Raw genomic sequence first — 19,872 nt, forward strand, 5'->3', positions numbered from 1 at the left:
TCAGCGCTCGCCGTCGGGCACCTCGCCGTGGGGGCTCGCGAGAGCCGAGAGCGTGACCTGACGGATCCGGCGGTCCTCGACCGCCGTGACGGTCAGCCGGTGCCCGGGGACCTCGACCGTGTCCCCCACGGCGCCGAGGCGTCCCAGGCGCGAGATGACGAACCCGGCGACGGTCTCGTAGGGCCCGTCGTCGAGCCGGACGCCGCTCTCCTCCGCGAACGCCTCGATCGTGAGGCCCGCGTCGAAGTCGCCCTCGGCGAGGGGCGCGTGCGCCGGGTCGTACTCGTCGCGGATGTCGCCCACGAGCTCCTCGACCAGGTCCTCGAGCGTGATGATGCCGTCCGTCCCCCCGTACTCGTCGACGACGATGGCCAGGTGCACCCCGGTGCGACGCATGAGCGCGAGCGACGGCAGGAGCTGGTTGGTGCCCGGCAGCTCGAGCACGGTCCGCGCCACGTCGCGCACCGTCCGCACACGGGCAGCGGCGCCGGGGGCAGCGCCCGCACCCGCCGACGCCGCCCCGTCGTCGTCGCCCGGGGCGCCGAGCAGGTCCCGCACGTGCAGGAACCCGACGACGTCGTCGAAGTCCTCGCCCGTGACCGGGTACCGCGAGTAAGGCTGGGAGCGCACGATCGCGGCGGCCTCGGGCAGCGTCAGGTCACCCGGCAGGAAGACGACCTCGCCGCGCGGTCGCATGCTCTCGACGACCGACCGCTTGGCCGCCGAGAAGACGTCGGTGAGGATGCGGCGCTCGTCCTCGGGCAGCGCCTCGTGCGCGATGACCAGGTCACGCAGCTCCTCCTCCGTCATCTCCTCGCTGCGTGCCGTGGGGTTGCCGCCGAGCAGGCGCACCACGACGTCGGTCGACCGCGACAGCAGCCAGATCACCGGACGCATCGCCGTCGCGAACCGGTCGAGCGGAGGCCCGACGACGAGCGCGAACTGCGCCGACCGTTGCAGGGCGATGCGCTTGGGCACGAGCTCGCCCAGCACCAGGGACAGGTACGAGATCGCGAGCGTCAGCGCGACGAGCGAGACCGTCGACGCGAGACCGGTCGGCAGGCCGATCGACTCGAGCGCCGGGACGAAGTCGGGCGCGAGCGTCGACGCGCCGTACGCCGCCGACAGGAACCCGGCCACCGTGACGCCGATCTGCACCGCGGCCAGGAAGCGGTTCGGGTCGCGTGCCACCCCGGCGACCCGGGCACCCCTCGGCCCGCGGCGCTCGAGCTGGTCGATCTGCGAGTCGCGCAACGAGACGAGGGCGAACTCCGTGCCGGCGAAGACCCCTCCGACCAGCACGAACATCAGGACGAGTGCGACGTTGAGCCAGGTGCCAGAGTCCATCGGGGGCGTTCCTCCGGTCGTGGGACGGTGGAACTGGACAACGACAGGCGCGGCCGGGCGGTTCCCTGCGGTCGGCGCCGGGCGCCCCGACGGGGGCGGCGGCGCCCGCCCTCAGCCCCCGATCCCGTCGAGGAAGCGGATGGCCCGCTCGGTGAGCAGGCGCGCCGCGTGCTCGTCGTACGAGGGCAGGCTCGCGTCGGCGAACAGGTGCGCGTCCCCCGGGTAGAGGAACAGCTCGGCCTCGCCGGGCGCGGCCTCGACCAGGGCCCGGGCGGCGTCGAGGTCGCCCTCGTCGACGAAGATCGGGTCCGCGTCCATGCCGTGGATCTGCACGGGGACCCCGAGCGGCCAGCCGTCGCCGAACTCCGACGTCGGGATGCAGGAGTAGAAGAGCAGCGCGCCCTGCGCCCCCTCGCGGGTCTGGGCGAGCATCTGCGCGGGCACCACCCCGAGCGAGAACCCGGCGAAGACCAGCTCCTCGGGCAGACCGTCCGCGACCGTGGCGCCGCGGGACAGGATCGTGTCGAACCCGATCTGCTCGACGTACCCCATGCCGCTCTCGATGTCGGGGAACGTCCTGCCCTCGTAGAGGTCCGGCAGGTGCACGACGTGCCCGGCCTCGCGCAGGGTCTCCGCGAACGCACGGACCCCGGGCGTCAGCCCGAGCGAGTGGTGGAAGAGCAGTACCTCGGCCATGGGGGCTCCTTCGCGTCACGGGCGCCGGGGGCGGCGCCGCCCTCCCGATCATCGCGCAGACCGCCCACGCGCGCCGGGTGCGAGGGCACCTCCCGCCCGCCGGCACGCGAGGTCGACGCTCACCTCCCGACCGGCGCCGGCCCCAGCCGTCGCAGCAGCGTGAGGCGGCTCGCCGTGCGCTCGACGTCGAGCGCGACGCCCTCCTCGCCGTGCCTGCGGAGCGTCTCGTCGGGGTCCTGGTGGGCCAGGACGTGCAGCGGCACGTCGCGGTCGCACAGCACGTCGACGAGGTTCGCGAACCGCTGCCCCGTGTCGGGGGCCTGCGTACCCAGGGCCGGGACGCCGTCGAGCACCACGGACGCGAACCGGTCGGCGAGGTGCAGCACGTCCGAGACCGCGGTGCGACCCGCGCACCAGTGCTCGAACCCGAGCCACACCGCGGCGTCCCCGACCGCGAGGACCGGGTGCTCGCGCGACCCGATGCGCACGGTCGTCGCCTCGGCGGGCTCGGGGCGCGCGAGGCCGGCGACCGCGAGCCGGGCGTCCGTCGCGGGCCACACGAACGCACCGCCCCGGAAGCCGCGCACGTCCTCGCTGGGCGAGCGCCGGTGGTCGCGGTCCCCGCCGATCTCGACGACGTCGAGGCGCGCGGTCAGCAGGTCGATCGTCGGGACGAACAGGTGGTGGTGGGCCGGGCTCGGCATGAGGCCCGACGGCGGGTAGTTCGACGTCAGGACCACCCGCACCCCGCGCTCGTCGAGGGCACGGACGGCACGGGCGACGAGCATCGCGTCGCCCGCGTCGTGCACGTGGAACTCGTCGAAGCACACGAGCCGGGCCCCGCCGAGGATCGCGTCGAGCGCCGCGTCGATCGACCCGCGGTGGAAACGCTCGCCGTGCAGGCGGCGCAGGAAGTCGTGGAAGTGGACACGGACCGTGGTGCTGGTGGGGCCCACGAGCGGGGCGACCGCCGCGAGGAACACGTCCATGAGCCAGGTCTTGCCGCGCCCCACGGGACCCCACAGGTACAGGCCGCTCAGCGCGTCGGTTGCCGGGTCGGCGAGCCGTCCCGCCAGGACGTCGAGGGCCAGGACCGCGGGCCCCTGGCCGGGATCGACCGCGAACCCGCGCCGGGCGGCGTCCAGCCCGACGGCGTCGCGCACCACGGTCGACGGGCCCGCCGGGGCGTCGATCAGCTCCCTCGGGCGCGCCTCGTCCACGCGTCCGAGGGTACGCGACCAGCCCCGAGCGAGCCCGATCCCGCCGCACGTCCGCAGGGGCCCGGGCGTGCGCCCGGGCCCCTGCGGACGACCGACCCGTGCGCGCCGCCCGCCGGCTCACGGGGTGAGCCGGCGGGGGCGGTGAGCTCCGCCGTCGGGCCGTGGAGAACGACCAGGCTCAGGCGAGCGCCTTGGCCTTGAGCGACGCGAACTCGTCGGGCGTGATGGTGCCCGCGTCGAGGAGAGCCTTGGCCGAGGCGATCTGGTCGGTCGGGGACTGCCCGCCCGTCGCGACCTCCCGGATGTACGAGTCGGCCTGCGCCTTGGCCGCGCTGGCCGCCGCGAGGTGCCGCTCCGTCATGCCCCTGCCCCTGGCGATGATGTAGATCAGCGCCGTGAGGAACGGGATCAAGACCAGACCCACGATCCACACCGCCTTCCACCAGCCGCTGAGCGTGTGGTCGCGGAACAGGTCGGTGAGGATCTGGAAGAGCACCATCAGGTACGCGATGAAGACGAACCACCAGATCAGAAGCCAGAAGAAGTCCCAGAATTCCATGGTGAAGCCCCGTTCGACGATCTCTGGCGCTCGCGAGCGCGAGGCGCTGAGGTCAGGTTAGTGACGGGCGTCACGATGCGCGCGGCGAAACGGGCGGGTTCCGGGTGAAGCGCCCCTGATGCGCGATCCTCACACGCGCGGCGCGGCCGTGCTGCTGCGGACCATCAGGGTCGTGGGGACGAGCGTGGTGCCGGGCTCGGGAGCGCCGTCGTCGGACCGGACCTGCCGCAGGACCCCGTCCACGCACCGGCGTCCGACCTGCGCGAAGTCCTGGTGGACCGTGGTCAGGGGCGGACTGTACGACCCTGCGTCGGGCACGTCGTCGAACCCGACGACGCTCACGTCCGCCGGCACGTCGCGGCCCTTCTCGCGCAGCGCCCGCAGGATGCCGAGCGCCATCTGGTCGTTCGCGGCGAAGACGGCTGTGCACCCCGGCTCGTCCGCGAGCAGGAGGCCGGCCCGGTAGCCGGACTCGGCGCTCCAGTCGCCCCGGATGAGCGGGGGCACGTCCCGTCCGGCGTCCGCGAGCGCCCCCTGCCAGGCGTCCACGCGTCGCTGCGACGCGAACGAGTCCTCGGGGCCGGCGACGTGCCACACGGTGCGGTGCCCCAGGCCCAGGAGGTGGTCGACGGCGCTGCGCGCCCCGGCCGCCTGGTCGGTGTCGACGACGACGTACTCGGAGCCTGCGTCGGAGTCGACGACCACGACCGGGATGCCCGGCGGGAGGGCGATGTGCGAGCGGCCCAGGAGGTGCACCTCCATGACGATGATGACGGCGTCGACCGCGAGCTCCCCGAGCCTCGAGAACGCCCCCTCGACACCGCCGGGGGTGGGGACCGCGACCGGGATGAGGGTGATCGCGTACCCCTCCTCGGCGGCCGCGACCGAGATCGCGTCGAGCGTGCGCATGTTGCCGGTCGTCGAGAGGGTGAACATGATGACGCCGATGGTCCGGAACTCGCCCCACTTGAGGGCGCGGGCGGCGCCGTTGGGCCGGTAGCCGAGCTGCTTCATGGCGTCGAGGACCTGCTGACGCGTCTCCTCGACGACGCCCGCGTGACCGTTGGAGACGCGCGAGACGGTCTGCGCGGAGACTCCCGCGAGCTTCGCGACGTCTGCCATCGAGGCGCGGCGTACCCGCTTCGGGGTGTTCGTCGTCATCGGGCTGCTTCCTCCAGGGTTCCGCACCCTGCGGCCCGACGCTCGCCCGAAGCTTCTCCGCCTGCGGACTTGACGCGCCCGCCGAACGGGTGTGACGATCAGGCTAGTCGATGTTTACGCAAACATCCATCGGGGTTCGTTCGGATGTTTGCGTAAACCTCCTCGGAACAGAGTTGATCCGCACCAGGACGTCGAACAACAACGTTCGACCCGCCGAGACCAGCAAGGACTCGTCATGACAGTGACGTCACCACCGACGGCCACACCCACCGGTGCGCCCGCCGGCGCCCGACCACCCCGACCCCGCCGCACCGGACGGTCGTGGAAGGGCTGGGGCTTCATCGGCCCCTTCATGATCGTCTTCGCGCTGGTGTTCCTCGCGCCGATCGCCTACTCGATCTACCTGAGCCTGTTCCGCAAGCAGATGATCGGCGGGAACTCGTTCGTCGGGCTCGAGAACTACCAGCAGGCGTTCTCCGACCCGCAGTTCTGGTCCGCCGTGGGACGCGTGGCTCTGTTCCTCGTCGTCCAGGTCCCGATCATGCTCGCCATCGCGCTGATCGTGGCCCTCGCGGTCGACTCCGGCCGCCTCTACGGGAGCAACTTCTTCCGCATCTCGATCTTCCTGCCCTACGCCGTGCCCGCCGTCGTCGCGACCCTCATGTGGGGGTTCATGTACGGCACGCGGTTCGGGCTCGTCGGCAACATCAACGACGCGTTCGGCATCGACCTGCCCAACCCGCTCTCGCCCGACCTCGTCCTCGCGTCGATCGGCAACATCGTCACGTGGGAGTTCGTGGGCTACAACATGCTCATCTTCTACGCCGCGCTGCGCGTCATCCCGCGCGACCTGTACGAGGCCGCCGAGCTCGACGGCGCCAGCCAGCTCCGCGTCATCACCGCGATCAAGATCCCCGCGATCCGCGGCTCGCTCGTCGTCGCGACGATCTTCTCGATCATCGGCAGCTTCCAGCTCTTCAACGAGCCGAGCATCCTCAAGAGCCTCGCGCCCAACGCGATCACGACCTACTTCACCCCGAACCTCTACGCCTACAACCTGTCGTTCTCCGGGCAGCAGTTCAACTACTCCGCGACCGTCGCGATCATCATGGGCGTCCTCACCATGATCGTGGCGTACGTCGTCCAGCTGCGTGGCATGAAGAAGGAGAGCTGAACGATGTCCGCCTCCCCCGTGACCCTTCGCCCCGCGAGCCGCCGCTCGCCCTCCACGCTCCGGCCCGACCGGCGCGGCAGCGTCAAGAAGCCGCGCCGCAACGTCCTGCTGACCGTCCTCGTCGGGATCGTGCTGGTCTACAGCCTCGTCCCGCTCGTCTGGCTCGTCATCAACGCGACCAAGACCCAGTCGAGCCTCCTGAGCTCGTTCGGCCTCTGGTTCAGCGGCGACTTCAGCCTGTTCAGCAACATCGCCGACACCCTCACCTACGACGACGGCATCTTCGTCCGCTGGCTCGGGAACACCCTGCTGTACGTGGTGCTCGGCGCAGGCGGAGCGACGTTCCTCGCCGTGCTCGGCGGCTACGCGCTCGCCAAGTTCGACTTCCCCGGCAAGCGCGCGATCTTCGCCGTCGTGATCGGCGCCGTGGCCGTCCCGGGGACCGCCCTCGCGGTCCCGACGTTCCTCCTGTTCAGCCAGATGGGGCTGACCAACACCCCGTGGTCGGTCATCATCCCCTCGCTCATCTCGCCGTTCGGTCTCTACCTGATGTGGACCTTCGCGGCCGACGCCATCCCCACCGAGATGCTCGAGGCCGCGCGCATGGACGGCGCCGGGGAGTACCGGACGTTCTTCAGCGTCTCGCTGCCCCTGCTCGGCCCCGGCATCGTCACCGTCCTGCTCTTCACCATGGTCGCGACCTGGAACAACTACTTCCTGCCCCTGATCATGCTCAAGGACCCGAGCTGGTACCCCCTCACGCTCGGCCTCAACGCCTGGAACGCACAGGCCGCCACCGCAGGCGGCGAGGCGATCTTCCACCTGGTCATCACGGGCGCGCTCCTGACGATCCTGCCGCTCATCGTGGCCTTCCTCTTCCTCCAGCGCTTCTGGCAGACCGGCCTGACCGCCGGCAGCGTCAAGGCCTGACCGGCCCGGCACGAACACCCCGCACCACCCGGCCCCGGGTCCCCGGGACGGCTCCCTCGTCTCACGACGACGTGAAAGGAAACACCTCATGAAGACCCCCTCCGGGCGCGCGACGCTGCGCGCCACCGCCCTCACCGCGACCCTGGCTCTCGCCCTCACCGCCTGCGGCTCCGGCGACTCCGGCACCGGCTCGACCGACGCCTCGCCCGACGCGGTCGCGGCAGCCCTCGAGGAGGGCGGCAAGCTCACGGTCTGGGCCTGGGAGCCCACGCTCGAGGCAGTCGTCGAGGGCTTCGAGGACACGTACCCCAACGTCGACGTCGAGCTCGTCAACGCGGGGACGGGCAACGACCAGTACACCGCCCTCCAGAACGCCGTCTCGGCAGGCTCGGGCGTGCCCGACGTCGCCCAGATCGAGTACTACGCGCTGCCGCAGTTCGCCCTGTCGGAGGCCGTGGCCGACCTGAGCGCGTACGGCGCCTCCGACCTCGACGGGACGTTCACGCCCGGCCCGTGGTCCGCCGTGCACTCCGGCGACGGGATCTACGGCCTGCCCATGGACTCGGGCCCCATGGCCCTGTTCTACAACAAGGAGATCTTCGACAAGCACGGCGTCGCGGTCCCCACGACGTGGGACGAGTACCTCGCCGCGGCCCGCACCCTGCACGCCGCGGACCCGAACCTCTACATCGCCAACGACACGGGCGACGCCGGCTTCACGACGAGCCTGATCTGGCAGGCCGGCGGCCAGCCGTACCAGGTCGACGGCTCGGACGTCACGATCGACTTCACCGACGAGGGCTCGACGGCGTTCGCCACCACGTGGGACCAGCTCGTCTCCGAGGACCTCGTCGCCCCCATCAGCTCGTGGAGCGACGAGTGGTACCAGGGCCTCGGCAACGGCACCATCGCGACGCTCGCGATCGGCGCCTGGATGCCGGCCAACCTCGAGTCGGGCGTGCCCGACGGCGCGGGCAAGTGGGCGGTCGCCCCCCTGCCGCAGTGGAAGGCCGGCGAGGACGCGAGCGCCGAGAACGGCGGCAGCTCGCTCGCCGTCCCCGCCGCGAGCAAGCAGCAGGCTCTCGCCTACGCGTTCCTCGACTACGCGAACGTCGGCGAGGGCGTGCAGACGCGCGTCGACGGCGGTGCGTTCCCCGCGACGTCGGCAGAGCTGGCCTCGGACGAGTTCCTCGGCACCGAGTTCGAGTACTTCGGCGGCCAGAAGGTCAACGAGGTCTTCGCGCAGTCCGCGGAGAACGTGCGCGAGGGCTGGTCGTACCTGCCCTTCCAGGTCTACGCGAACAGCATCTTCAACGACACGGTCGGCCAGGCCTACGTCTCGGACGAGACCGTCGCGGGCGGCCTCGCGGCCTGGCAGGACGCGTCGGTCAAGTACGGCAACGAGCAGGGCTTCTCGGTCAACAAGTAGTCCCGCACGGGTGCCGGCCGAGCTCCGGCCGGCACCCGCCCCCGGGCGGCCCTGCCCGCCCCCACGCACCAGAACGAAGGAAGTGACCATGTCATCGACCCCCACGCCGCACCGTTGGTTGCGGTGGCCCGAGGACCGCGCGACGCCGCGCCTCGGCTTCGGAGCGGACTACAACCCGGAGCAGTGGCCCCGTGAGGTGTGGGCCGAGGACGTGCGGCTCATGCGGGCCGCGGGGGTCAACATCGTCTCGGTCGCGATCTTCTCGTGGGCCCGGCTCCAGCCGACGGCCGACTCCTGGGACTTCGCCTGGCTCGACGAGATCATGGACCTGCTGCACGCGAACGGCATCGCGGTGGACCTCGCGACCGCGACCGCGTCACCTCCGCCGTGGCTCACGACGGCCCACCCCGAGATCCTTCCCGTGACCGCGACGGGCGAGACCCTGTGGCCGGGCGCACGCCAGCACTGGCGTCCCACCTCCCCCGTGTTCCGCGAGCACGCCCTGCGGCTCGTGCGCACCATGGCCGAGCGCTACGGAGACCACCCGGCGCTGACCGCGTGGCACGTGTCGAACGAGCTCGGGTGCCACAACGTCTACGACTTCAGCGACGACGCGGCCGGCGCGTTCCGCGACTGGCTGCGCGAGCGCTACGGCACGCTCGACGAGCTCAACCACGCGTGGGGCACCGCGTTCTGGTCGCAGCGCTACAGCGCGTGGGACCAGGTCCTGCCGCCGCGCCTCGCGGCCTCGCACCCCAACCCCACGCAGCAGCTCGACTTCAAGCGGTTCTCGTCCGACGCGCTCACGTCCTACCTGCGCGCCGAGCGCGACGTCCTGCGCGAGCTGACCCCCGACGTCCCGGTCACCACGAACTTCATGGTCATGGGCGAGACCAAGGGCATGAACTACGTCGACTGGGCCGACGAGATCGACTTCGTGTCCAACGACCACTACGTCCTGCCGGGCGCCCAGGCGCACGACGAGCTGTCGTTCTCCGCGAACCTCACGGGACACATCGCGGGCGGCCTGCCCTGGTTCCTCATGGAGCACTCGACGAGCGCCGTGAACTGGCAGCCGATCAACGTCGCCAAGAAGCCGGGCGAGCTGGTCCGCGACTCCCTGACGCACGTCGCGCACGGCGCCGACGCCGTCTGCTTCTTCCAGTGGCGCCAGTCGCGCGCGGGTGCGGAGAAGTACCACTCGGGCATGGTCCCGCACGCGGGTGAGGACTCCGAGGTGCACCGCACGGTGCGCGAGCTCGGCGCGACGCTCGGCGCGCTCGCGGAGGTCGCGGGCTCGGAGCAGGTCCCCGCGCGCGCCGCGATCCTGTTCGACTGGGAGTCCTGGTGGACGAGCGAGCTCGACTCGCACCCGAACAACTCGTTGCGGTACCGCCAGGAGGCTCTCGACTGGTACTCGGCGTTCCTCGCCGCGGGCGTGCGCGCCGACGTCGTCCCTGCGCGCGCCGACTTCTCCGGGTACGACGTCGTCGTCGCCCCCGTGCTGCACGTCGTACCGGGCGCGCTCGCCGAGCGGCTCCAGGCGTTCGTCGAGGGCGGCGGCCACCTGGTGACGACGTACTTCTCGGGGATCGTCGACGAGCACGACCACATCCACCTGGGCGGCTACCCCGGCGCGTTCAGGGACCTCCTGGGCATCCGGGTCGAGGAGTTCGCCCCGCTGCTCGACGGCGAGACGGTCCTGCTCGACGACGGCAACGAGGGCTCGCTGTGGTCCGAGCCGATCACGGTCACCGACCCGTCGGTCGAGGTCCTCGCCTGGTACAAGACCGGCGAGCACGGTGGGCGCCCCGCCGTCACGCGCCGACCCGTCGGGTCGGGCTCGGCGACCTACGTCTCGACGCGCCTCGGCACGGGCCTCGAGCCGCTCGTGCGCTCGCTCCTCGACGACGCGCACGTCCCGGGCGAGCTTCCCGCCGCGGTGCGCGGCAAGGTCGAGCTCGCGGTCCGCGGTACGGACGAGCACGAGTTCTGGTTCCTCATCAACCGCACGGCCGAGCAGGTCGACGTCGACGGCGTCGCGGGAGACGTGCTCGTCGGCCGCCGCCCGGGTGCAGCACCGGAGGGGACGGTCGTCCTGTCGCCTCGCGGCGTCGCGGTCCTGCGGCGTCCGAAGGTCTGAGGGCCGAGGCACCGCCCAGCCGGCACGACCAGCACCACCAGCACGACCCCTCGCGTCCACGACCGGCGCCTGCCGCACCCCGGCAGGCGCCGGCCCGAGGCGTGCACGACGCCAGATCCGCAGAGTAGCGAGAGAGAGGCAGTTCAAGGATGAACGCAGGAGCATCGAGAAGGTGGGTCGCCGCACTGAGCGTCGCCGCCGTGACCCTGAGCTGTGGTGCGTTGAGCGCCGTGGCCCAGGCGGCGCCGTCGGGCGGTGCGCTCGCCGCGAGCGCGGCCACGGCGGCGGACGCGGCCGGCGTACCCGGCGTGACCGTGCGCCCCGACCCGAGCTACGCCGGCAAGGCGTTCGAGGGCTGGGGGACGAGCCTCGTCTGGTTCGCCAACGCCACGGGCGACTACCCCGACGAGGTGCGCGACAGGCTCGCGGACATGGTGTTCGGCGACGAGGGGCTCAACCTCAACATCGCGCGCTACAACGTGGGCGGCGGGCACGCGCCCGACGTCACCGACTACCTGCGCGCGGGCGGCGCGGTCGAGGGGTGGTGGAACGCGCCCGAGGGCACGACCCGCACCGACGTCGACTGGTGGGACCCCGAGGACCCGGCCGACTGGAACGAGGACGCCGACGCGACCCAGCGCTGGTGGGTCGACCGCATCAAGGACGACGTCGACACGTGGGAGACGTTCAGCAACTCCCCGCCCTACTTCATGACGCCCAACGGCTACGTCTCGGGCAGCTTCAACGCGACCGACGACCAGCTCAAGACCGAGAGCATCGACGACTTCGCGGCGTACATGGTCGGCGTGACGGAGCGGCTCGAGAAGGCGCACGGGATCGAGGTCGGCACGATCGACCCGTTCAACGAGCCCAACACCAACTACTGGCGGACCACGCTCGACTCCTCGGGCGAGCCGGTCGGCGGGCGCCAGGAAGGCGCCCACATGGGCCCCGCCCTCCAGCAGAAGGTCATCACCGCGCTCGACGCCGCGCTCGAAGGGGCCGACACGTCGGCCGGCATCGCCGCCATGGACGAGACCAACCCGGGGACGTTCACGACCAACTGGAACACGTACCCGGCCGACGTCAGGGCCAAGGTCGACCAGCTCAACGTCCACACGTACGGCACGGGCCAGCGCACCGCGGTGCGTGACATCGCCAAGGGCGAGGGCAAGCGCCTGTGGATGAGCGAGGTCGGCGGGTCCTGGAGCAGCACCGGGCAGGACTTCGAGAGCATGGAGTCGGGGCTCGGCAGCGCGCAGCACATCGCCGACGACCTGCGCGAGCTCGAGCCCTCGGCGTGGGTGTTCTGGCAGCCCGTCGAGGACTACACCAACATGGCGCCGGGCGGCGAGAGCGCCGAGGGCATGAACTGGGGCGAGATCCAGATCCCCTTCGACTGCACCGCCGACGACACGCTCGAGACGTGCCCCATCTACACCAACACCAAGTACCTGACGACGCAGAACTTCACGCACTTCATCGCCCCCGGTGACCACCTGATCGGCGTCGACGACACGCACAGCACGGCCGCCGTGGCCGCCTCGGGCGACGCCGCGACCGTGGTCCACGTCAACAGCACGACGGCGGAGCGCGCCGTCACGCTCGACCTGTCCGGCTTCGGCAGCATCGAGGCGGGCGCGACCGTGACACCGTTCGTCACGAGCACCGCGGGCGCCCTCGTCGAGGGTTCCCCGGTCGCCGTCGAGTCGGGAGCCGCCACGCTCACCGTCCCGGCCGAGTCCGTCACGACCTTCGTGGTCGACGGCGTCGCGGGGGTCGCGGACGACGCCGCCCTGGTCCAGGACGGGCACGTGTACCGCCTCCAGGGCGTCCAGTCCGGCAAGTCCCTCGCCCCCGCGGCGAGCGGCCCGGGCGTCGTGATCCGCACGGACGACGCGGCCGCCCCGGCGCAGGTGTGGGAGCTCACGCCGCTCGGCGCCCCCGAGGGCTCCGGGTCGCACACGACCCGCTACGCCGTGACGTCCGCGGCGAACGGCAAGCAGCTCGGCGCGGTCGCCGACGGGACGGCCGTCCTGGTCGACGCGGCGGCGCAGCCCGCCACGACCGCGCAGTGGATCCTGTCCACGACCGGTGACGGTACCTACACGCTCGTCAACGCCGCGAGCGGGCGCGTGCTCGAGGTCGGCGGCCAGTCCTCGGCCGACGGCGCGACGGTGTCCACGTACACCGCGAACTCGGGCCAGAACCAGCGCTGGCGCCTGACCGACGAGACCGTGGTCGGCACGACCCCGGTCGAGGCGTTCACCGTGCCCGGCACCGTGCCGACCCTGCCGACCGCGGTCGAGCCCGTCTACCGCGACGGCGCCCGCGGCACCCTGCCCGTGACGTGGGACCTCCCGACCGAGTCGGCCTGGGCCACGGCCGGGACCGTCGAGGTCCAGGGCACCGTCACGACCCCCGGCGGGCCCGTGACCGCCACGGCAGAGGTCGTCGTCGACACCCTGACCACGACGCTGCCCGCTCGCGCCAAGGCGTACGCGGGCGGCACGCCCGTCCTACCCGCCACCGTCCCCGCCGTCACCGCGGGCGGCCGCCAGGTCGAGCGCCCCGTCACCTGGGAGGCCGCGCCCACCGGCGCGTTCGCCGAGGTCGGGGTCGTCGAGCTCGCCGGGACCGCCGACTCCGGGCTGGGCGAGGTCCTGCCCGCGACGGTCCGCGTCCAGGTCACACCCGCCGTCGACGACGGGGCGACGTCCGCCCCGGGGACGACCGCCGCGGCGACCTTCACCGAGCCGGGCTACTCGGCCTCCGGGATCGTCGACGGCAGCACCACGGACAAGGCGTGGTCCAACTGGAAGTCCTCGGACAAGAACGCCACCGACACCCTCACGGTCACGCTCCCCGCGGACCGCGACGTCACGCACGTCGTCACGACGTTCTACCGTGACGGCTCGACCGCGAGCTGGGCCCAGAGCCTTCGGGTCCAGGCCCTGGTCGACGGCGCCTGGAAGGACGTCAGCGCGTCGGTCGCGGTCAGCGGCGACACGAGCCGCGCCCCCGTGGTCGACGTCCCCGTGGACGTGCGCACCTCGGCCGTGCGGGTCGTCATGACCGCGCGGCCCAACACCCACATGGTCGTGAGCGAGGTGCAGGTGCTCGCCAAGGCGCCGGGCACGTCCGTCGACGCGGCGCTCTCCGGCCTCACCGTCGACGGCGAGGCCGTCGCCGGGTTCGACCCCGCGACGACGACCTACCAGGTGCAGGCCGAGGCCGGCGCGACGCCCGTCGTGGCCGCGGTCGCGGCCGACCCGTACGCGACGGTCGCCGTGACGCAGGCGGGGGCGGTCCCGGGGACCGCCTCGGTCGACGTGACCGCCGAGGACGGGACCGTGGCGACGACGACGATCCAGCTCGTGACCGAGACCGACCCGGGGGTCGAGTCGACCGTGCGCGCACAGTGCACGGGGCGCAGCGCGACCCTCGTCGTGCGGGCCGTCAACACGGGCGACACCCCCGTCGACGTCGTGGTCGCGACCCCGCTGGGCACGAAGACCTTCCGGGACGTCGCGCCCGGGAAGTCGGCGAGCCAGACGTTCTCGGCCCGCGCCCAGACCCTGGCCGCAGGCACCGTGACCGTCACCGCGACCCGCGAGGACGGCGTGACCACGACCCAGCAGGTCGCCTACCAGTCGACCACCTGCTGACCCGTCCCGACCACCGTCACCCACAGCAGACGGCGTGCCCTCCTGCCGGGGAGGGCACGCCGTCGTCGACGGTGACGCACCCACCCGCCGAGGGTGACGCACCCACCCGCCGACGGTGACGTGCCCGTCACCCTCGGCACTCCCCACCGTCACCCTCGGCGGGCCGTCCCCTCACCAGGAGAATCGATTCACCCCACCCTTCCCGATGACGGACGCGAGCCCGCAGGCCATACTGATGCGGTGACCGAGGCCCAGGCGATCTTCGAGCTGGTCGAAGCAGGTCTCGGCACCCCGACCGCCGACGAGTCCTTCGACCGGTTCGCCCGGTTGGCCATGCGCCAGCTCGGCGTCCCGACCGCCGCGGTGTCCCTCGTCCTGTCCGACGAGCAGGTGTACCCCGGGGCCCACGGCATGCCCGAGGACATCCAGCTGAGCCGGCGCATGCCGCTCACCCACTCGTTCTGCCAGCACGTGACGAACGACCGCGAGCCGCTCGTCGTGCCGGACACCCGCAAGGACGCCCGCGTCTGGGACAACCCGTCCATCCCGGAGTTCGGGGTCCTCGCGTACGCCGGGTTCCCGATCTTCGACCAGCGCGGACGCGTCGTCGGGACGCTGTGCGCGATGGACGACGAGCCCCACGACTGGACCGACACCGACCTCGCGACCCTCGCCGACCTCACGGCCGCGTGCACGTCCGAGCTCCAGCTGCGGATCGCGCACGAGCGGGCGACCAGGATGCAGAACCTCGCCATCCAGGCGACCCGGCGCAACCGCCTCCTGCTCATGCTCAGCGAGGCCTTCGCCGACGCGACCTCGGTCCAGGACGTGGGCGAGACCCTGGCCTACGTGGCGTCCTCGGCCATCGGGGCCCGGTACGCCGGGCTCGCGGTCGTCGACCCGTCGCGCAAGAGCCTGACGTACACGAGCATGGACCACCTGGAGCCCGCGCTCTCGCCGTCGTACCGGTACGCGCGGCTCGACGACCCGGACCGTGTCCTGTCGTTCGTCGCCCGGACCCAGGAAGCCCTGTTCTTCCGGGACGAGGCCGAGATCCTCGCGGCGTTCCCGAACATCTCCGAGGCGCTCGACGGGAGCGTCGGTGCCCGCGCGCTGCTGCCCGTGCTCTCCGGCACGACCCTGCTCGCGGTCATCTTCCTCGGGTGGGAGCAGGGCAAGACGGCCGACGACGAGTCCCTGTCCCGTGCAGGCCTCGCAGGGTTCGTCGCGCACGCCCTCGAACGCGTCAAGCTGCTCGAGGAACGGCGCGACGCGGCCACGACGCTCCAGGCCGCGATGCTCACCGCCCTCCCCGACATCCCCCACCTCGAGCTGGCGTCGACGTACTCGCCCGCGACCCTCACCGACCAGGTCGGTGGCGACTGGTACGACGCGGTGGTGCACGACGAGGACGCCTCCGTCCTCATGATCGGCGACGTGACCGGCCACGACATGCGGGCCGCCGCGGAGATGGGCCAGCTCCGGTCGATGCTCCGCACGTTCGCCTGGAGCCACGACGAGTCCCCCTCGGCCCTGCTCCGCCTCCTCGACCGGGCGAACACCGGGCTCTCGCTCCACGCGAGCGGGACCGCCGTCGTCGTCCGGCTCGACAGGCGTGGCGACTTCTACGACCTGTCGTGGTCCAACGCGGGCCACCCCCCACCCCTGATCCTGCGGTCCGACGGGAAGGTCGAGCTCCTCGACACCCGGCCGGACATGATGCTCGGGTTCGTCCCCAACGCCGCCCGCAGCGACCACATGACCCACCTCGGCCCGGGGGACACCCTCCTGCTCTACACGGACGGGCTCATCGAACGACGCGGGGTCCCCCAGAGCGCGCGCCTGTCCGGGCTTGCCCAGGCCCTTGCAGCGCTGCGGCACGGCTCGACGCTCGCGCTCCCGAACGCCCTGGTCCAACGCCTGGTCGGCAGCGACCAGCGCGACGACATCGCGGTGCTCGCGGTCCGCGTCCGCGCCGCGGTCGACTCCCACCCGACGCCTGCGTGCCCCACCCGGATGACCCGCGACGTCGAGCACACGACCGCGGCGATCTCGCCGGCTCGACGCTGGGTCGACGACATCCTGGAGAGCTGCGGGATCAACCGCGACCAACGGCGGACCATCATGCTGCTCGCGAGCGAGACCCTGACGAACGCGGTGCAGCACGCGCAGGGACCGCTCGAGGCGGTCGTCGAGGTGTGGCCCGCGACCGTCCGGGTCGGCGTCCGGGACGCCTCCCCCGACGAGCCGACCCTTCACGACCCCGAACCGCACGAGACCGGGGGGCGCGGCATCCAGTTCCTCGACCGGTTCGCCGACCGGTGGTTCGTCGAGCAGAAGACGTCGGACGGTCCGGGCAAGACCGTGTGGTTCGAGCTCGCCCGGCAAGAAGCCCTCTCCCGCTGACGGTGTCGGTGGTGCGCGCTACGGTGTGAACTGGCGCACATCGCCGCGCGCCCACGAGAGGACACCATGACCGAACGTACAGCGACCGTCGCGGACGAGGACCTCGGGGAGCTGCTCGACCAGTACCGGTCACAGCTCACGGGCTACTGCTACCGCCTGCTCGGTTCCTCCTTCGAGGCGGACGACGCGGTCCAGGACACCATGGTCCGCGCCTGGCGCTCCTACGACCGCTTCGAAGGACGCTCCGCGCTGCGGTCCTGGCTCTACCGCATCGCGACGAACGTCTGCTTCGACCACATCGCCCAGCGCAAGCGCCGCGAGCGCCCCATGGGTCTCGGGGCCGCACAGACGGCCGAGGAGCGGAACCTCGGTGAACAGCTCTCGGAGGAGACGTGGGTCGAGCCCGTCCCCGACGACCGCGTGCTGCCCCGGGACGGCGACCCGGCCGACGTCGCGGTCGGGCGTGAGTCCATCCGCCTCGCGTTCGTCGCGGCCCTGCAGTACCTGCCGCCCAAGCAGCGCGCCGTCCTCATCCTGCGGGAGGTCCTGCGCTGGCAGGCCAGCGAGGTCGCCGAGCTCCTGGAGACGTCGGTGCCGTCGGTCAACAGCGCGCTCCAGCGTGCGCGGGCCACCTTGTCGGCCCAGGCGCACTACGGGTCGGCTCCAGGAGCGGACGGCGCCAACCTGCCGACCGAGCCCGTGGACGAGGACAAGTACGAGCTCCTGGAGAAGTACCTCGACGCGTTCGAGCGCTACGACATGCCCGCACTGGTGGCGCTGCTCCACGACGAGGCCACGCTCTCGATGCCGCCGTACGCGCTGTGGATGCGGGGCCCGGTCCAGATCGAGCGGTGGATGGTCGGGCCGGGCGCGGAGTGCCGGGGATCGCGCATGGTGCCGGTGCGGGCCAACGGGACGTTCGGCTTCGGCCAGTACCGCATCTCGCCCACGGGCGGGTACGACGCCTGGGCGCTCCAGGTGATCGACACCGCGGACGGCAAGGTGACCGGGATCAACGCGTTCCTCGACGTCGAGGCCTGGTACCCGCTCTTCGGCCTGCCGCTCCACCTCGACGCGTAGGACGCGGTCGAGGGCGGGCCGGAGATCCGGCCCGCCCTCGCGCACTGCGTCGAGGTGGTCGTGGTCAGTCGAAGGTCTCGAGGAGCACGCGACGCTCCTCCGCGGTGAGGTTCGTGGCGACGAGCTCACCGTGCAGACCGTGGAACCGCTCGCCCACTCGGTCCAGGTTGCCGTCCTCGGTCACGGCGAACAGCGCCGACGTTCCTTCGGTGACCTGCGCCCTGATGCGTTCGAGCTGATCCTTGTTCAGTCCCACGGCCTCCATGGACTTGTGGATCGCCCCCAGGGCCGCGCCGGCGGCGACACCGATCACGGGCACGAAGAAGAGGGCACCGAACAACAGTCCCCAGAACGCCCCCCAGCCGGTGCCGCGCCACTCGTCCTCGTGCGTGTGGTGCGTCGTGGGCTTCTTCGCCCCCTCGGGCCAGGTCACGATCGCACGGTCGACGATCTTGATCAGCCCTTCGGACGCCGCGTCCCTCAGGACGCCGGACGCGGTCTCGGCGCCTCCGGGGGTGTCGAACGACCAGACGGTGAAGGTAGCCATCGTTGTCCTCTCGGGTGGGTCCGGTGGTGCGGGAAGCCGCGCAGCGAGAGCGGCGGGTACAGCCGGCACAGCGGTCAGCCGAGCACCTTGGCCTTGGCGGCGGCGAACTCCGCGTCGCTGAGGACGCCGCTCGCACGGAGCTGGCCGAGCTGTTCGAGCTGCGCCAGGAGGTCGTTCCCGGCCGCGGCAGGGGCCGCGGGGGCGGCCTGCGCCGCCTGTGCCGCCGCGGCCTGCTGCGCAGCGAGCTGTTGCTGCGCCTGCTGCTGCGCCTCGTACTGCTGCTGCGCCTGCTGATCCGCCTTGCCCTGCTGGTGCCGGTTCACGGCTCCGGCCGTGGCGGATGCCGTCCCGGCGACGACGGCCGTGCGGGCCACCGTCCCCAGCAGACCTGGGCGTCCTACGCGTCGTAGCGGCATGGTGTGCTCCGTTCCTCGTGCGGTGTCATCGGCGTACGTGCAGTTCTCGTGCGGGGACGTCCGTGGGTCCGTCCTGTCAGGGGTGCCCTCAGCCGACCTCGATCTCGGCGAGCTCGACGATCTCGTTGACGACGTCGGCGGGGATGCGTTCCTGCGCGATCACCGCTGCCCCGGCGTCGTGCACGGCGCCGACGAACTGCCGTGCCCAGGAGTGCTCGACGATCAGGACGAGCGCGGACGTCCCGGGCTCGAGGTTCGTCGCGACGTCGTCGATGTCCTCCTGACCGGCGAGGCCCGAGCTGCCGAGCTGGGTCTCGGTGATGTCGAGCTCGTCACCGAGGTCCTCGACCTCGATCACGTCGACCTCTCCACCGACGCCCTTGCGGATCACGGTGAGGTCGAGGAGCCTGACGACGTCGGCCCCGAGGAGGTCCGCGATGGCGATCTTGACGGCGTCGGGGACCCGCTCGGACGGGAAGGCGATCGCGACGAACTCGACCGGGCCGAACTGTGTCGTGGCCATGGGTGGTGCTCCGTTCGTGGTTGCGGGTGCGGAAAGCAGGGGGCTGCGCCCGCAGAGTGCAGGCGAGCGACGTCAGGCGGTCGTCATGGCAGCGACGACTGCGACGCCCGCTGGGCCTCGTCGCCGTGGACCACGAGCGCCCACAGCACGAAGATCCCCAGGACGATCGTGACGACGGACCACCACGGGCTCGCGGGGAGCGCGACGAACTGGGTCAGCACGTTGAGCACGACGAGGACGATCGCGACGAGCCGTGCCCATCCGCGGCCTGCGAGGAGGGCGAAGCCCACGATCACGAGGAGCGCCCCGACGACCAGGTGGATCCATCCCCACGTCGACACGTCGAGCACCACGATCCCTTGTTCCCCCAGCCCGACGAGCTTCTGGGGGGAGAACGCGGCGACCATGCCGCTGATCGCGTTGAACAGTCCGAGCGTGACCAGGACGATGCCCGCGAACCACACCCATCCGACCCATCCTGTGACCTGTGCCGACCGCGCCATGGTGCCTCCTTGCACACGTTGAACGGGTGACGTCGTGCTGGTCGTGACCGGCCGGCGTCACCCCGGACGT

General features: G+C 71.8%; 16 protein-coding genes. 7 read left to right on the forward strand and 9 right to left on the reverse strand.

Translation table 11 applies throughout. The features are described from left to right. The 5 genes from IE95_RS0104380 to IE95_RS0104400 all read right to left on the reverse strand — a co-directional run bounded on the left by IE95_RS0104380 (position 1) and on the right by IE95_RS0104400 (position 4,983). Positions 1–1,347, reverse strand: coding sequence for a hemolysin family protein (locus tag IE95_RS0104380; protein ID WP_030150413.1), 1,347 nt, complete (start codon positions 1,345–1,347; stop codon positions 1–3). 111 nt (positions 1,348–1,458) lie between these two features. Beyond that, the gene (locus IE95_RS0104385; protein WP_030150414.1) at positions 1,459–2,043 is read right to left on the reverse strand and encodes a dienelactone hydrolase family protein; all 585 of its coding nucleotides are present in this window, start codon (positions 2,041–2,043) and stop codon (positions 1,459–1,461) included. A 119-nt stretch (positions 2,044–2,162) separates the two neighbouring features. Then, complete coding sequence (gene zapE, locus IE95_RS0104390) at positions 2,163–3,263, reverse strand: cell division protein ZapE (RefSeq protein WP_051702717.1); 1,101 nt, start codon at positions 3,261–3,263, stop codon at positions 2,163–2,165. A 178-nt stretch (positions 3,264–3,441) separates the two neighbouring features. Beyond that, the gene (locus IE95_RS0104395; RefSeq protein WP_030150416.1) at positions 3,442–3,822 is read right to left on the reverse strand and encodes an SHOCT domain-containing protein; all 381 of its coding nucleotides are present in this window, start codon (positions 3,820–3,822) and stop codon (positions 3,442–3,444) included. A 129-nt stretch (positions 3,823–3,951) separates the two neighbouring features. Next, positions 3,952–4,983, reverse strand: coding sequence for a LacI family DNA-binding transcriptional regulator (locus tag IE95_RS0104400; protein ID WP_240666311.1), 1,032 nt, complete (start codon positions 4,981–4,983; stop codon positions 3,952–3,954). Between the two features lie 235 nt (positions 4,984–5,218). On the opposite strand from IE95_RS0104400, the gene IE95_RS0104405 reads away from it, so the two are divergent. From IE95_RS0104405 to IE95_RS0104435, 7 genes are all read left to right on the forward strand, one after another. Then, entirely contained in the window at positions 5,219–6,157 is a 939-nt protein-coding gene (locus IE95_RS0104405) for a carbohydrate ABC transporter permease (protein ID WP_030150418.1), read from the forward strand. Between the two features lie 3 nt (positions 6,158–6,160). Beyond that, positions 6,161–7,087: a carbohydrate ABC transporter permease gene (locus IE95_RS0104410; protein WP_030150419.1), complete on the forward strand. Its 927-nt coding sequence runs from the start codon at positions 6,161–6,163 to the stop codon at positions 7,085–7,087. A gap of 88 nt (positions 7,088–7,175) precedes the next feature. Next, positions 7,176–8,516: an ABC transporter substrate-binding protein gene (locus IE95_RS0104415; RefSeq protein WP_030150420.1), complete on the forward strand. Its 1,341-nt coding sequence runs from the start codon at positions 7,176–7,178 to the stop codon at positions 8,514–8,516. Between the two features lie 88 nt (positions 8,517–8,604). After that, positions 8,605–10,659 (forward strand): beta-galactosidase, encoded by a 2,055-nt coding sequence (locus tag IE95_RS0104420; protein WP_030150421.1) that lies wholly within the window; start codon positions 8,605–8,607, stop codon positions 10,657–10,659. A gap of 149 nt (positions 10,660–10,808) precedes the next feature. Further along, positions 10,809–14,327: an RICIN domain-containing protein gene (locus IE95_RS0104425; RefSeq protein ID WP_084689801.1), complete on the forward strand. Its 3,519-nt coding sequence runs from the start codon at positions 10,809–10,811 to the stop codon at positions 14,325–14,327. Between the two features lie 240 nt (positions 14,328–14,567). Continuing rightward, entirely contained in the window at positions 14,568–16,733 is a 2,166-nt protein-coding gene (locus IE95_RS0104430) for a SpoIIE family protein phosphatase (RefSeq protein WP_051702718.1), read from the forward strand. A gap of 66 nt (positions 16,734–16,799) precedes the next feature. Next, positions 16,800–17,813, forward strand: a complete 1,014-nt coding sequence (locus IE95_RS0104435; RefSeq protein ID WP_030150424.1) for a sigma-70 family RNA polymerase sigma factor — start codon at positions 16,800–16,802, stop codon at positions 17,811–17,813. A 64-nt stretch (positions 17,814–17,877) separates the two neighbouring features. Here the strand turns inward: IE95_RS0104435 and IE95_RS0104440 are convergent, their stop codons facing one another. The 4 genes from IE95_RS0104440 to IE95_RS0104455 all read right to left on the reverse strand — a co-directional run bounded on the left by IE95_RS0104440 (position 17,878) and on the right by IE95_RS0104455 (position 19,802). After that, on the reverse strand, positions 17,878–18,360 hold the full coding sequence (locus IE95_RS0104440; RefSeq protein ID WP_030150425.1) for a DUF1269 domain-containing protein: 483 nt from the start codon (positions 18,358–18,360) through the stop codon (positions 17,878–17,880). Between the two features lie 74 nt (positions 18,361–18,434). Beyond that, positions 18,435–18,776 (reverse strand): SHOCT domain-containing protein, encoded by a 342-nt coding sequence (locus IE95_RS0104445; protein WP_030150426.1) that lies wholly within the window; start codon positions 18,774–18,776, stop codon positions 18,435–18,437. 88 nt (positions 18,777–18,864) lie between these two features. Beyond that, entirely contained in the window at positions 18,865–19,299 is a 435-nt protein-coding gene (locus tag IE95_RS0104450; protein ID WP_030150427.1) for a DUF6325 family protein, read from the reverse strand. Between the two features lie 83 nt (positions 19,300–19,382). Then, positions 19,383–19,802 (reverse strand): DUF7144 family membrane protein, encoded by a 420-nt coding sequence (locus IE95_RS0104455; RefSeq protein WP_030150428.1) that lies wholly within the window; start codon positions 19,800–19,802, stop codon positions 19,383–19,385. Positions 19,803–19,872 lie beyond the last annotated feature (70 nt).

It is taken from the genome of Oerskovia turbata (assembly GCF_000718325.1).
In the GTDB taxonomy this organism is placed as follows: Bacteria; Actinomycetota; Actinomycetes; order Actinomycetales; family Cellulomonadaceae; genus Oerskovia; species Oerskovia turbata.

Coding starts and splice junctions, on each gene's coding strand:
- IE95_RS0104400 (WP_240666311.1), bottom strand. CDS start 4,983: ATGACGACGAACACCCCGAAGCGGGTACGCCGCGCCTCGATGGCAGAC.
- IE95_RS0104405 (WP_030150418.1), top strand. CDS start 5,219: ATGACAGTGACGTCACCACCGACGGCCACACCCACCGGTGCGCCCGCC.
- IE95_RS0104455 (WP_030150428.1), bottom strand. CDS start 19,802: ATGGCGCGGTCGGCACAGGTCACAGGATGGGTCGGATGGGTGTGGTTC.
- IE95_RS0104410 (WP_030150419.1), top strand. CDS start 6,161: ATGTCCGCCTCCCCCGTGACCCTTCGCCCCGCGAGCCGCCGCTCGCCC.
- IE95_RS0104420 (WP_030150421.1), top strand. CDS start 8,605: ATGTCATCGACCCCCACGCCGCACCGTTGGTTGCGGTGGCCCGAGGAC.
- IE95_RS0104450 (WP_030150427.1), bottom strand. CDS start 19,299: ATGGCCACGACACAGTTCGGCCCGGTCGAGTTCGTCGCGATCGCCTTC.
- IE95_RS0104425 (WP_084689801.1), top strand. CDS start 10,809: ATGAACGCAGGAGCATCGAGAAGGTGGGTCGCCGCACTGAGCGTCGCC.
- IE95_RS0104445 (WP_030150426.1), bottom strand. CDS start 18,776: ATGCCGCTACGACGCGTAGGACGCCCAGGTCTGCTGGGGACGGTGGCC.
- IE95_RS0104440 (WP_030150425.1), bottom strand. CDS start 18,360: ATGGCTACCTTCACCGTCTGGTCGTTCGACACCCCCGGAGGCGCCGAG.
- IE95_RS0104415 (WP_030150420.1), top strand. CDS start 7,176: ATGAAGACCCCCTCCGGGCGCGCGACGCTGCGCGCCACCGCCCTCACC.
- IE95_RS0104380 (WP_030150413.1), bottom strand. CDS start 1,347: ATGGACTCTGGCACCTGGCTCAACGTCGCACTCGTCCTGATGTTCGTG.
- IE95_RS0104435 (WP_030150424.1), top strand. CDS start 16,800: ATGACCGAACGTACAGCGACCGTCGCGGACGAGGACCTCGGGGAGCTG.
- IE95_RS0104385 (WP_030150414.1), bottom strand. CDS start 2,043: ATGGCCGAGGTACTGCTCTTCCACCACTCGCTCGGGCTGACGCCCGGG.
- IE95_RS0104395 (WP_030150416.1), bottom strand. CDS start 3,822: ATGGAATTCTGGGACTTCTTCTGGCTTCTGATCTGGTGGTTCGTCTTC.